13 protein-coding genes are annotated in these 11,726 nt (G+C 43.5%); 7 read left to right on the top strand and 6 right to left on the bottom strand.

The genetic code is table 11. The annotated features are described in order from the left end of the window. Positions 1-66 precede the first annotated feature (66 nt). The 4 genes from ANME2D_RS05450 to ANME2D_RS05435 form a co-directional block, all read right to left on the bottom strand. Positions 67-834 carry a DUF1670 domain-containing protein gene (locus ANME2D_RS05450; protein WP_048089641.1) on the bottom strand — a complete coding sequence of 256 codons (768 nt, stop codon included), beginning with the start codon at positions 832-834 and terminating at the stop codon, positions 67-69. Continuing rightward, the gene (locus tag ANME2D_RS05445; RefSeq protein ID WP_157833973.1) at positions 831-1,619 is read right to left on the bottom strand and encodes a DUF1670 domain-containing protein; all 789 of its coding nucleotides are present in this window, start codon (positions 1,617-1,619) and stop codon (positions 831-833) included. Before ANME2D_RS05445 ends, ANME2D_RS05450 begins: the two co-directional genes overlap by 4 nt. A 172-nt stretch (positions 1,620-1,791) precedes the next feature. Continuing rightward, complete coding sequence (locus tag ANME2D_RS05440; protein ID WP_048089640.1) at positions 1,792-2,292, bottom strand: DUF367 family protein; 501 nt, start codon at positions 2,290-2,292, stop codon at positions 1,792-1,794. A gap of 41 nt (positions 2,293-2,333) precedes the next feature. Then, the gene (locus ANME2D_RS05435) at positions 2,334-2,846 is read right to left on the bottom strand and encodes a deoxyuridine 5'-triphosphate nucleotidohydrolase (protein ID WP_048089637.1); all 513 of its coding nucleotides are present in this window, start codon (positions 2,844-2,846) and stop codon (positions 2,334-2,336) included. A gap of 216 nt (positions 2,847-3,062) precedes the next feature. Between ANME2D_RS05435 and atwA the strand changes: the two genes are divergently transcribed. Genes atwA through ANME2D_RS05400 form a run of 7 tightly spaced genes read left to right on the top strand, consistent with a single transcriptional unit; the run spans position 3,063 to position 9,870 of the window. Continuing rightward, positions 3,063-4,691, top strand: coding sequence for a methyl coenzyme M reductase system, component A2 (atwA, locus tag ANME2D_RS05430; protein ID WP_048089635.1), 1,629 nt, complete (start codon positions 3,063-3,065; stop codon positions 4,689-4,691). 22 nt (positions 4,692-4,713) lie between these two features. Then, the gene (gene mmp3 / locus ANME2D_RS05425) at positions 4,714-6,228 is read left to right on the top strand and encodes a methyl-coenzyme M reductase-associated protein Mmp3 (RefSeq protein WP_052368585.1); all 1,515 of its coding nucleotides are present in this window, start codon (positions 4,714-4,716) and stop codon (positions 6,226-6,228) included. Between the two features lie 2 nt (positions 6,229-6,230). After that, a complete protein-coding gene (locus ANME2D_RS05420) occupies positions 6,231-6,656 on the top strand; it encodes a methanogenesis marker 6 protein (protein WP_048089633.1) in 426 nt (141 codons plus the stop codon). Further along, positions 6,653-7,108 carry a methanogenesis marker 5 protein gene (locus tag ANME2D_RS05415; protein WP_048089630.1) on the top strand — a complete coding sequence of 152 codons (456 nt, stop codon included), beginning with the start codon at positions 6,653-6,655 and terminating at the stop codon, positions 7,106-7,108. Before ANME2D_RS05420 ends, ANME2D_RS05415 begins: the two co-directional genes overlap by 4 nt. Then, positions 7,095-8,339: a methanogenesis marker 15 protein gene (locus ANME2D_RS05410; protein ID WP_048089628.1), complete on the top strand. Its 1,245-nt coding sequence runs from the start codon at positions 7,095-7,097 to the stop codon at positions 8,337-8,339. The genes ANME2D_RS05415 and ANME2D_RS05410 overlap by 14 nt, the downstream gene beginning before the upstream one ends. A gap of 6 nt (positions 8,340-8,345) precedes the next feature. Continuing rightward, complete coding sequence (locus ANME2D_RS05405; RefSeq protein ID WP_081810150.1) at positions 8,346-8,951, top strand: methanogenesis marker 17 protein; 606 nt, start codon at positions 8,346-8,348, stop codon at positions 8,949-8,951. Continuing rightward, a complete protein-coding gene (locus ANME2D_RS05400) occupies positions 8,944-9,870 on the top strand; it encodes a methanogenesis marker 7 protein (protein ID WP_048089624.1) in 927 nt (308 codons plus the stop codon). Before ANME2D_RS05405 ends, ANME2D_RS05400 begins: the two co-directional genes overlap by 8 nt. 356 nt (positions 9,871-10,226) lie before the next feature. Here the strand turns inward: ANME2D_RS05400 and ANME2D_RS18800 are convergent, their stop codons facing one another. Then, positions 10,227-10,361 carry a hypothetical protein gene (locus tag ANME2D_RS18800; protein ID WP_277812908.1) on the bottom strand — a complete coding sequence of 45 codons (135 nt, stop codon included), beginning with the start codon at positions 10,359-10,361 and terminating at the stop codon, positions 10,227-10,229. A 202-nt stretch (positions 10,362-10,563) separates the two neighbouring features. Then, complete coding sequence (locus ANME2D_RS05395; protein ID WP_081810149.1) at positions 10,564-11,676, bottom strand: transposase; 1,113 nt, start codon at positions 11,674-11,676, stop codon at positions 10,564-10,566. Positions 11,677-11,726 lie beyond the last annotated feature (50 nt).

The raw sequence follows: 11,726 nt of genomic DNA, 5'->3' as shown, positions 1-11,726 counted from the left end.
TTCTCAGCTCTGGAAAAGAGCACATACTCAAAGCTTTAGCTTAAAAAAGGTGAGTAGTTACATTATTCATAATTCTTTCGCTCCATCAATAAATTCCTTTTTTAAATCAAGATATTCATTAACCAGCGACAAGCTTAAATTGGTTATAAATGCAACATCTATGGGTTCAAATATATCTGCAATTCTTGCCACTCGTTCAAAATCATTAATATAATGGTCTACAGCATCCTCGCTATGATACGTTCTTCTTGAAATTTCAGGTGTAGACATCTTTTGCAATCTCAGTCTGACGATCTCTCGTTTATGGGTAATAGTAGGTCCAAGATCATGGATAGTTCCCCTGTATGGTAGCATGGCCCCACTCTCTTTTTGAATTTCGGAAATTAATTTTCCAACGGCAGGTCTTGTTACAGACAGGAGTATAGCTACATCCGGCTGATTCAAAACACCTCCCTGTTCATACGCTTCTTTCAAAATTCGTTCTATTACTACCTTTCTTATCTTGTTTATTGGAGTTCCGTTTATTCGCATCTTGATATCATCATCGCTGACCAGGGTGAGAACAACAGGAACTGTTTTTGTTTTGCTCATCGATTTTGCATAGGAAGCGGTCTCGTCTTTTGCAACAGCCTGCCAGACTATCTGCCCCTTCTTGACATTACTAAAAGGAAGTTCATGGTCATGTACTATCTTTAGGAGATCATTCACAATAAGCTCGATAACTTCTCTACCTCCCAAAAAACCATATTCAGACACAAATCTTGAACACAACACGGTTTTCATACCTTTATTAAGCTGGGGAACGTATTCAATTGCTACTGTATTGTATTTCATGCATGTATCCCCCCTTTTTTAACTATAATTGCCTTTGATTTTATCTCATTAAGCCTTGAATTATTCTCCGAGTTATATTTTTCATAAAGAGCTTTGTATTCATAAATAAGCCTCTCAGACATGTTTGCAGCCGGTCTTATATCTGCAATGTTTAGATCCTGATTAAGAAGCATAACCACTCTTGAGAAATCCTGTATATAACGTTCGATGCTTGCTGTAGAATGTTTAGTATGTCGCTCAATATCTGTGTATTGATAATTCTTAAGATACAGCTCGACAATCTGGGCTTTATGAGATACTCCCTTTCCAATGTCCATTTTTTGTCCACGAGTTGGAATATCGATACCATTTTTTCTCAACCGCTCAATATCCCGCCTCACGGTTCTTACACTTGAACAGAGAAGTACTGCAATATCTTCCTGAGTGAGATATGCACCCTGATCCTGTGCCTCCTGTGTAATTCTTGCAATTTTTACCTCACGTAAAGCTTGCATCCCAGATTTTCGAAGAACTGAAATATCTGTACTGGCATTCAGGGTAAGTCTGACCTGAACGAGATTTATCTCTTCTATTGGTTTACCAGCAGGTTCTTTTGATGAGGCTGCCCAGTAAAAAATCGTACCTACTGACTGGTTAGAGGGGTTGTTAGAGTTATTATATGAGGCAATTTTATTAAGTAATGCCCTGGCAACTATAGGCGAAAAACCAAACTCGTTCTCTAATTCAACCCTAAGCATCTGTTCTGGAGTTTTCTTCTCCATTCTATCCAATTCTTCTGAATGCACTACCATCACCCTACAATAGAACAACTTATTTTTATTTAAGGTAGAGGTCAAATGGCCGGGATAAAGTTCGTACAAGTTCGTTGTTTATATTAGCTCAACCACATCCGAGTCTAAGATGCGATATATATTGAACTTTTTCATACCAGGACGCAGAGAACGCAAAGCACTAGATTCATAAATATTCCCCCTGTATCCTCACAACCTCGGTGCTGTCCTTTGCCTTTGAGTACCTCTCAAGAGGTTCACGGTTCAGTTCCAGGAACGTCTGCCCCCACTTGAACTTATTCAAGATCTGCTCTGCCTGTTCTTTCTCACCCAGGATGTAGAGTGCGGCAGCAAAAGCCTCAACTGTGCTGAGCTTGAAAGGCCTGCCAAAGTTCACAGGGTTGGCTGCGAGTAAGAATGGTAAGGCGCGGTGCTTGAACCTGAGCCTTTTCAGTATCGGGAAAACACACTCCACCTCCTCCCACGAGCAATCAAGCACCACAAGACCGAATTTTGCATTATCAGAAGGTGAGAGCGCCTGCTCTGCTAAAGGATCAAGGAGTATAGCTTCCCTGGGGAGTTTTCTTGGATTATCATGCAGTATTGCCAGGTTGAATCTTGAGAGCTTTTTACCTGTGCATTTCTTAGGATCGCACTGCTTGGCATGATAGATATGAAGGGGAATCATGTGCTCTAAAATCACCAATCCTGAGTGCATCATAGCGGAGATCAGATATTCTCGTTCTGATATGCGCCTGAATATCCTTCACGTACCTCCTTACCGAGCCTGAAAAATAGCAATTGAATAATGCGCGCATTTTTCCTGATCCTGAAGCCGTTTTCATTATATACTACAAGAAGGCTCTCGCTCCTCCCCCCGTAGCCAGCATCCCAGACAGCGGTCTGGATAGTCACCCCGCACCGCAGCAGGCTTGAGCGCGGTTTTGCTATCGCAGCGATATTTTTCGGAATATTCACGATCTCATTGAATATGATCTTGTAGCTGCCCTCTGGTAGATGAACCCACCCCTCGTCATCAAAATCGATTTTTTTAGTCGGCGGGATCTCTCTATCAGAGTTGTCATATCCGATAGCGCCAGGGCCTTCATAAGCCTCTACGCGCTGCAGGGTCAATTCTATGCCGTTTGGCTGGATCTGTACCTCTGGATCTATCATGTGCTCGATGAGAAGGGGTTTCTCATTGAGCAGAAAGACTAATTCATCATGTGAAAGCAAAGACATAGGAATCTAGTTAGAAGGAGATGGGATAAATATTACTAAAAAATATGGATATGTGATCCATAATGTAACGTATTATCGTTATATTTATGTACTGCTTAATCTATCTTAAATCGCCGTAAAGATCGATGATCTATAACGGTTTTTCACGTTAAATGCAAATATTTATAATAAAGCGGATTAATGAGGTCATATGACTTACCAGTGGTGAATAAAAACATGACGCTATTTATCGAAATTAAAGACCTTCGTGTTGGCTTCGATGGAGTTGATGTTCTAAAGGATATAGATATTGAGATCAAAGAGGGAGAGATTCTCGGGATACTGGGAAAAAGCAGTGCCGGGAAATCTATTCTCATGCATGTATTAAGAGGAGTAGAGGCTTTTGATGATATCTCAGGAAGTGTGATATACCACCTCTCTAAATGCAATGAATGCGGGTTAATTGAACGTCCCAGCAAAGCAGGGACGCCCTGTCCTAAATGCAAATCAAAACTTGAGAAATTTGAGGTAGATTTCGTAAAACTACCCATTCACGACCCGATCAGGAGGGATGTGACCCGAAGAATTGCTATCATGCTTCAGAGGACTTTCGCATTGTATGGTGACGAGAGGGTTATTGTGAACGTCATGAACGCACTTCAGGAGATCGGCCAGCTTGGACCTGATGCAATAAACAGGGCGGCTGATCTGCTGGATCATGTCAATCTCTCCAACAGGATGATGCACATAGCAAGAGAATTATCCGGCGGTGAGAAGCAGCGTGTTGTTCTTGCAAGGCAGCTTGTTAAGAACCCGATACTGTTACTTGCGGATGAGCCCACCGGAACTCTTGATCCCAAAACCGCAGAACTTGTTCATGAGACTATCCTGAGTGCAACAAGGGATTTTAAGATGTCACTTATTATCACCTCTCACTGGCCCAAGGTTATCGAGGAACTATCACACAGAGCGCTGTGGCTTGATGAGGGAAAGATAATAAAAATCGGCGATCCACAGGATGTAGCATCTGAGTTCATGAAAGAAGTCGGTGAGATAGGTAACCAGGATGAAGTGGAGATCGGAAAACCCATTATCCGCGCACGTGACCTGAAGATGACATACTTCTCTCTTGATAGAGGCATTGTCAGGGCAGTCAATGATATCAATCTCGATGTAAATGAGAGTGAGATATTCGGATTAATAGGCGTAAGCGGAGCAGGTAAAACAACAACCTCCAAGATCATATCAGGATTGCTGCGACCCACCTCTGGCTCAATTGAAGTCAGGATAGGGGATGAGTGGATCGATCTTACACAGTTCGGTCCTGATAAGAAAGGAAGGGCTACTAAATATATTGGCGTGCTCCATCAGGAGTACAGTCTTTATCCACATAGAAATGTTATCGATAACCTGACCGAATCTATCGGCCTTGATCTGCCCTTTGAATTAGGTGAGAGAAAGGCAATCCAGACATTGATGACAGCAGGTTTCACAGAGAAAAAGGCAAAAGAGATTCTCACCAAGATGCCTGATGAATTGAGCGAGGGAGAAAGACACAGAGTGGCTATGGCCCAGGTACTTATAAAAGAGCCAAGAATACTTGTTTTTGATGAACCTACGGGAACGATGGACCCGGTAACCAAGATAGAAATTGCAAAATCTATTCTCCATGCCAGGAAAGAACTGGGTGAGACTTTTGTCATAGTGTCCCATGATATGGATTTTGTTGGTCAGATATGCGACAGGGCTGCATTAATGCGGCTTGGTAAGATTGTCGATATCGGAGACTCAGACTCTGTTTTATCAAAACTCTCACAGAAAGAGCGAGAGGAAGCCCTGGAAGGAATAGTCAAAGAGTTAAAATAGAACTGGCAACCAAAGGTGACACGTGATCACAATAGAGATTAATGGGCAAAGACTAGAATTAAAAAACGGTTCAAACCTGAGAGATGCCATAGAACTCAGTAAAACATTCTATATTCCAGGCACTACAGCAGGGATCTTAAAATCCGGTACCCAGAAAGAAGAAGCGACATCCGAATACAGGGTATTCACCACAAAAGGGGAATTCAGGATTGAACTGATCGGCGACTCAATGATATGGAACAGGTTCAGTCATAATTTTTTAAATATAAAAGCGCACTGGGAGACCAATAACTCTGTTGCGTTTGGACCTGTTGAAACAGATATACTTCCAGAGAGAGCAGAAAAAAAATATAATCGCTATGATATTTTCTTTGGGACAGGGGGATATGATGCAAAGAATACATATCTTATGTTCTCAAAAAACAGGCATATCTCGGATTACGGCAGCCCACAGGATGCTCTGGTCGGGAAGGTTATAAGCGGTAAGGATATTATCGCAAAGCTCAAACAGGGGGATACGTTAATAAAAATAGAGCCTGTCGTACGATGGGAAACTCTTCTTGATAAGGTTTCAACCCATGATCTGAGCACCATGCTTGAGGATGGGATGAGGATATTCACTTATTTTAAGGTGGACCTTGTCAACGAGGCACCTGAAGGCGCAGAGCATTTTCTTGCAGTTATCAGGAAGAAAATATTCAATATTGATACGTTCTCAAACTCGTTCATCTCTGATGATGCACTAAAAGGTGAGGGATGTCCTTATGAGCACTGGGAGGCCCGTTCTGAGGGCTCAGTAGCAGTTCGCACCGATGGCCTGGGAAACGGTCGAGCATATATCTATAAAGAGGACAGGACATCAAGTGCTGTACACAGCGTGGTAGGGCATGTATCTGCGGGGATTGAACTCATAAGGATAGCAGAACATGGCAGCAGGCTTACAGCTCTATCCAATCCTGAGCAGGTCATGATCCTTGGAATGAGCTTTGAGCAGGCAGAAGAGATGCTAAGTGCAAGGGGATTGAGACTGGAGAAAAGAGGATACACTGGTGAGGATGCGATCATAGTTGAGCAGGACCCGGATACCACAATCGAGATCATAGGTGAGGGCATTGTGACAGGACTTGGTGTAAGATCTGATAAAATAATTGATGTCAGTTTCTATTATGATCTCGCACCCAAGACACTTGATTTCTTCAGGCATTCTCTGCGTCTTAAAGATCGGCCGCTGGGGCCTCTGCCTGTATTCTATACATACGAGAACACATACCTGTTCAGGTCTGAAAAAGAAGCTGAAGCATATAAGGAGATAAATCCAGAGAATATCCCGAAGACCACAGCCAGAGCAGGAGATATCGGGGTTACAAACCAGGCGGCCAAACGTTACGGCATGATAGGTGTCAGGCTTACTGATGATGACAGGTACGGTCCAACAGGTGAAAAATTCGAATGTACGAACATTATAGGAAAGGTAATTGATCCCGATAGGCTAAGAGGGGTAAAGGCCGGAGATGTAGTTTACATTAGAGAGGTCTAATAATGGACACCATAACAAAGATGATTGTAATCAATTCCACAAAGGTACTGCCAAGCGATATTGTTATAAAGCTATATGAATCAAATGCAGATGTGATGATAAAGGAGACCTGCTTTGGAGCTATGGTATCAGGAGAACGCTCAGTGGTGAATTCGCTATTGAACGATATTCGTAAGATTGATCCCTACGGCATCTTCATTAAAGAGCGGGGCCTTGCACCTGGTGAGCCCTACCGCTGCAGAGCAACAAGACGCGGTGGCGCAAGACCCGGATTCCATAATCTTGAGACAGAAGACAGGATGCTACCTCATATAGCATCGGCTCTGAGAGCACTGGATAGAGGTGAGGTTCCAGGACATAAGCAGCGAATTAAAAAACTTGATGTGGAGAAGCTTAAGGAAATAATTGAATCAGAGGTATCGCAATGAAGGTATTTATCTACCCGACAAACAGTCTTATTCTCTCAGACTTAGTTGAGCGGTTCGGGCATGAACCCCTTGCTCTAATGCAGGAGATCGGAAAAAAAGTCAGGGCGCAGGGACTTGATTCGCCGCCCCTTAATATCACGCCTGAGGACCCCAAGATCGGCCTGAAGTATGCTGCTGTGGAGGTGCCGTCCGGTGTAAGAGGAAGGATGTCGCTATTTGGTCCGCTTATCCAGAGCGCAGAAGCGGCTATCATAATCAGAGATCCTGTGATACCATTTGGCTGTATGGGATGTGCAAGGACAAATGAATTAGTCAATTTCCTGATACGGGCAAAAAAAATCCCTTTACTTGAACTGGATTATCCATCAACCGAGGATGAGGCGAAAGAGTTTGTATATAAGATCTCAGAATTCCTGAAATCCCTCACGGAGAAAAAAAATGAGCAACACTGAAAATCCTGTAAGGATAGCCCAGCTCTCATGCGGCGCAGAGTACAGCGGTATACAGAAAGAAATAGATTCCGCTGTAGAGCAGGTCAATGCAGTAATGGTCTATCCTGAAATAGATATTCTGGATATAGAAGCAATCGAAGAAGATTTCGGACTTAAAGTTGCAAGCCCTGATCTCAAACTCATGATGGCAAGGGCAAAAGCTATCGTGACAGGGAAAGTGCATGTTGACGCTGTTTTTGTTGCAACATGCTTCAGATGTGCAGAAGCAGCTCTTGTCAGGAGTGAGGTACGCAGATATATCCACGAGAAAACAGGTATTCCGGTCATAAGCTATTCATTCACAGAAAGAACGACTGCAGGAACCCTTCTTACAAGGATGGAAGCACTTACCACGACCGCGCGCAGAAAGAGTCTCCTTGCAAGAGAGAAACAGAGTGGCCTCACAGCAGGCATAGACTCTGGCTCAACAACGACAAAAGCAGTTATAATGCGGGATAATGAAATAATCGGCAAAGGATGGGTACCCACAGTAAAAGTGCTTGATAGTGCTGAAGAAGCTTATAACGATGCATTAAAAGAGGCAGGTATTAAACGCGAAGAAGTACAGGCACTCGGTACGACAGGGTATGGCCGCTTCCTTGTAGGTGAGCATTTTAAGGCAGACCTCATCCAGGAGGAGATCACAGTCAACTCAAAAGGCGCGGTTTATCTTGCAGATATGCAAAAAGGGGTTGCCACTGTTCTTGATATTGGCGGTATGGATAATAAAGCGATCTCTGTCCTCGATGGCATTCCCGGAATGTTCACAATGGGCGGGATATGCGCAGGTGCATCAGGAAGGTTCCTTGAGATGACTGCAAAAAGGCTCGGAGTGAGCATAACAGAGCTTGGCGCCCTTGCAATAAAAGGAAGAGCCCAGAATATTAAAATGAACAGCTACTGCATTGTCTTCGGTATCCAGTCTCTTGTTAATTCACTGGCCGCGGGAGGTAACCCGGAGGATGTGGCAGCAGCGGCATGCCACAGCGTTGCAGAGCAATTATTCGAACAGCAGCTACAGGAGGTTGATGTTAAAGAACCTGTGATAATGGTGGGCGGCACATCTCTTATTGAAGGATTACCAAGGGCAGTTGAGGAACTGCTTAAAGTGAAAGTCATTGTTCCCGACAATGCACAGTACATAGGAGCGGTCGGGGCGGCTTTACTGGTATCAGGATTCATTTCAAGATAAGAGGATATGATGGAGCAGCTTGATACAATAACTGTTGAATGCGCGGATGCTGTTGGAGCAAAAGCCACCCGCATTCTGATACAGGATAATCTGGCGGATCTTTCTCTGAACAGGGCCATAGGGAGGTTAAAAGTTTTTATGGACCCGGTTGAATCGGTTTTTATATTCGCTGCCACACTTCGCCTCGGAACGCCTGCTATTAAACTTAAGGATTTTGCCAGAGTAGAGATGGGGTCTCTTGGCAGGGATGAGGTGAGGATAGAACTGGAGAGGGAGGTCTATACTGTAAAACTGCTTAATAAGCTCTGGGAAAGATACGGCAAGGAGAATGTCGAACAGCCTGATAAGAAAGTAATAGTTGTAAAGACCGATCCCGTAAAGGAAGTGGATGCCCTGCGTGAACTTGTAATCGAAGAGCGCCAGCAGGAGATCCTTGACCGCCTGATCGATGCTATTGCGCTTCGCATTATACCTGAAGGCTTCAGGGTGCGCAAACATGAGCTCTCAACTTCACATGTTCTGTTTGTTGCCTCAGAGGATACACTCAAACCCGAGTGGATAAAGAAGGGAAAAGATATGATGGATACCCTGCGGAGAGAAGAAAATGCTTGAACCTGTGATGTATGAGGGCGGCGTATATAAGCACAACCACATGGTGGAGCTTGTGGAAGACCTGGGAGGTTATATCCTCCAGAAGAATGTGCTGCAGACCGGCGTTGTGCTGCTGATGCTTGTCCCGATAAACGATATGGAAATCGTGGAGAATAAAGCAAGAGATCTTCTTGGCAAGGTCACACGCGCACCCCTTACAGGGACTGAGATCGCAACTGTGGCACCCACTCTTGCATATCATCATCTTCCACATCTTGATTGCGATGTGGCTGAATTCCTGAGGAAAAAGGGAGCCAAGACCAACATGATCGGCCTGGCAAGGGGTGTGGGAAAAAGGATATGCCAGATTACTGCTTATGAGCGCGATCTTATTAACGAGCACGATGTTGCTGTGTTCGTACTTGGGAATTACGAGCACTGTATCATCGAGAAATCAAAGAGATTCTACGAAGGGATAGAGATACCGATCATAGTCACAGGAGCGCCTGAACTTAAGACCGAGGATGTCCCCAATGCCACTGCTTATGTGGGGAATTTTGGCCGTATCCTGCACCATATGCGCCATTCCGAGGAGCTGCGAACGCTGGATAAACTTGCGGATGTGATCGGTAATGTCCTGGATAATACGCGAATGGAGATCGCAAAGGACCCGCTGGCTGTAGCACCGCCGCGAATCAAGAAAGAGATCGAAGAGCAGGTACAGGAGATCATCGACAGCCTGCATCCCCTTCCCATCACTTTACAGATGAACGGTGCGCGTGTCAAGCTTCCGTATAAGGAGTACCATGAGCAGATAGAGAATATCAAGTTCGTAGAAGGTGTAACTATGAAGGAAGTGGCGCGGGTGCTTCCATCAAAGATGAGGGACTTTATTCTGATCAAGGCACTGCCCAGATCCGAGACCGGGTTCGTGATATGATCCGTAATTTATTAAAATGGCTGAGACAGGATAATCAACCACAGAGTCTGCTATGAACGCTGTTCATAAATTAACATGAAAAAGACGATTAACAACGAACTCAAAACGAACTTAAACGAACTCATAAGCCCGAGTTCGTATCGAGTTCGTACCAGTTCGTTGTTTTATATTAGCTGAACCACATCGGAATCTAAGATGCGATATAGTTGAACTTTTTCATACCAGAGCACAGAGAGTTATGGTTTTTGCTCTGTGTCTATAATCTAAAAAAGCTCTAAGCATCATGATTTTCAATTTCTCAGTTGCTACCATTCTTTTGTTTTTCTATATCTTTTACTTCTCTATATTTAATGGTTTTAAGGTATGTTGCTAAGATCACTGACCTGAGCAACGACGAGCTTGCAGCGCGCCTTTACAGTCGCCCCACATTGGAGCCCTGCACCGACTTTTAAAGATGTGAAGATCATCTCCAGGCTCCTGGTTGCTATCATGGCTCGGTTGGGCAGGGCCGGGAAGTGGTTGAAAAATACATTTCCACCCAGAACTGTACAAGCGGCGAAAAAGCTTTACAGGCAAAAAACGCTAACAAGAGCTGTACCCTTCAACAGTAGTTGGCAATGTAGACAAATATAATCATTTTCACGATGATATCCCATAGAGCAAGTATCGAAGAAATAAGGACTATTGGACGAGCTAAGTTAATCCCCCAATATCATAAGCAGCGATAAACAAATTTCCGAACATTTTCGCCGTGACTAATGGTTTTTCTGGCTTTCTCCTGTCGAGTGCTAGTCCCAGACCGATATTAATCAAAATCCACAGGTTATAGAGGCATACGGAGAAAAGGAAGAAAAATAATCTGATAGCATAGTTCTTCGATGTCGTCTTTGGTCTGAAAGCTTCCTTCTTCACCCTGTAGCTTGTTTCTATGCCCCATCTCTTCCTGTAACCCTCAGCATACTTCTTAGCATTTTTCTCATTTACATCCAGGTTTGTTACAAAGCATACACGCTCATTTTTCTTTCGTCTGTGCGGAATGATAAACAGTTTAACATCTTCTTTCCCTGAAGGTGCTTTTCGCTTCCTCTTCATTTTATAGTCCACTGCAATTACCTTTTTATCTTTATTCTTCTCGATAACCTTCATTATCCCTGTACTTTTCTTTGCCTGGATTACAAAATGTACGCCCAATCTCTTGAGCATTCTAACAATTGGAACTTCATAGAATCCACGATCGAGGTAAATCCTTTTAATCTTCACTTTTTGCATAGCGTATTTGATAAGCTCCTCCACTACATTGCAAATCTCTGAGTAATTCCTGATTGGAAGTGCTTTCAGTGTAAACCTGATCCCTCTCTCAACAACGTTTATAGTTGCAAACTTGTATGCGTAGGAGGTACCATTTTTTGCTTGTGTGCCAAGAACCATCTCATCATCTGTATCGCCGTAGTACATCCAGTCATGTGTATCAATTGAGAGGTCCACCTTATTCACAAACCATCTCTGTTTCTCTACCATTCGATACAGTTCTTCAGAAATTTTGCTCTCTTGCCTGAGAATTTCATCGATTTCAAGCTTTTCTAAGTGATATCTTATTGTTCTCGGAGCAGGTACATCCTTTTCTCTCGATTTTAGGATTTGCGTACTGTTCTCTATAAAATCATCAGTTATGGCTGCATGAACAATGCAGTCTAAAAGATTATCTTGTCTGCCTGTAGTGACATTATGTCTCTGCTTGAATTCAAACATCGGATAGAACTTCTTCTTGAGGGTTTGGTATAACCTCATCTCAGTGGACGATAACATATTGAAAAGATAAGTATAGTGTGATGATAAACTTTACCTTGCCAACTACT

It is taken from the genome of Candidatus Methanoperedens nitratireducens, assembly GCF_000685155.1.
Taxonomy (GTDB): Archaea; Halobacteriota; Methanosarcinia; order Methanosarcinales; family Methanoperedenaceae; genus Methanoperedens; species Methanoperedens nitratireducens.
This window is presented reverse-complemented; position numbering and strand designations above follow the sequence as displayed.

Coding starts and splice junctions, on each gene's coding strand:
- ANME2D_RS05450 (WP_048089641.1), bottom strand. CDS start 834: ATGAAATACAATACAGTAGCAATTGAATACGTTCCCCAGCTTAATAAA.
- ANME2D_RS05440 (WP_048089640.1), bottom strand. CDS start 2,292: ATGATTCCCCTTCATATCTATCATGCCAAGCAGTGCGATCCTAAGAAA.
- ANME2D_RS05435 (WP_048089637.1), bottom strand. CDS start 2,846: ATGTCTTTGCTTTCACATGATGAATTAGTCTTTCTGCTCAATGAGAAA.
- atwA (WP_048089635.1), top strand. CDS start 3,063: ATGACGCTATTTATCGAAATTAAAGACCTTCGTGTTGGCTTCGATGGA.
- ANME2D_RS05420 (WP_048089633.1), top strand. CDS start 6,231: ATGGACACCATAACAAAGATGATTGTAATCAATTCCACAAAGGTACTG.
- ANME2D_RS05415 (WP_048089630.1), top strand. CDS start 6,653: ATGAAGGTATTTATCTACCCGACAAACAGTCTTATTCTCTCAGACTTA.
- ANME2D_RS05410 (WP_048089628.1), top strand. CDS start 7,095: ATGAGCAACACTGAAAATCCTGTAAGGATAGCCCAGCTCTCATGCGGC.
- ANME2D_RS05405 (WP_081810150.1), top strand. CDS start 8,346: ATGATGGAGCAGCTTGATACAATAACTGTTGAATGCGCGGATGCTGTT.
- ANME2D_RS05400 (WP_048089624.1), top strand. CDS start 8,944: ATGCTTGAACCTGTGATGTATGAGGGCGGCGTATATAAGCACAACCAC.
- ANME2D_RS18800 (WP_277812908.1), bottom strand. CDS start 10,361: ATGATAGCAACCAGGAGCCTGGAGATGATCTTCACATCTTTAAAAGTC.
- ANME2D_RS05395 (WP_081810149.1), bottom strand. CDS start 11,676: ATGTTATCGTCCACTGAGATGAGGTTATACCAAACCCTCAAGAAGAAG.